General features: G+C 38.3%; 1 protein-coding gene. It reads right to left on the bottom strand.

What is annotated here, in order from left to right; translation table 11 throughout:
* Nucleotides 1-527, bottom strand: a 527-nt coding sequence (locus FFO06_RS22215) for a PspA/IM30 family protein (RefSeq protein ID WP_236097206.1), incomplete at both ends; no start/stop codon positions are given.

The following is a 527-nucleotide window of genomic DNA, read 5'->3' as shown; positions in this document are numbered from 1 at the left end:
TTTTTCCGGTTTAACAAGCTCCGGGGAATGATTAACCGTTGATCTTGGAGTATCTTTACAAATGGGTTTTTCTTGAGGTATTGTGGGATTTTTTACATCTGATGATGTGTTTGGAGTAGTAATATTATGAGTGATTTCGGGTCTTGTTAATTCTTGTTCTAAAATAGCTAATGGTTTAGCTTTACTGGTTGGTTGTTCTGGGTTTAGTCGTTTTAGTTCTGCTTTCAACTTCGCTAATTCATCATCAATATCACTACCAGATTTCAATTTTGCAAATTGGCTTTCTAAATCTGAACCTATCAATTCTGCGGTAGACTGAGCGCGAGATTCTTGGATTAATACTTTTTGTTCCATGCGCTCAAAAGCGGACATGGCGCTGCTGGTACTCATTCCGCTCTCTATATTTCCCAATTGTTCTTGGGCTTTGGCTGCGGTAATTCGGGCTTTGAGCATTTCTTTCTTGGTTTTGGCTTCGGAAATTTTGCTCTCTAACTGAATTAAATTCTTTTTCAGACCTTCTACCTGAA

Source organism: Dolichospermum planctonicum, assembly GCF_005402965.1.
Classification (GTDB): Bacteria; Cyanobacteriota; Cyanobacteriia; order Cyanobacteriales; family Nostocaceae; genus Dolichospermum; species Dolichospermum planctonicum.
This window is presented reverse-complemented; position numbering and strand designations above follow the sequence as displayed.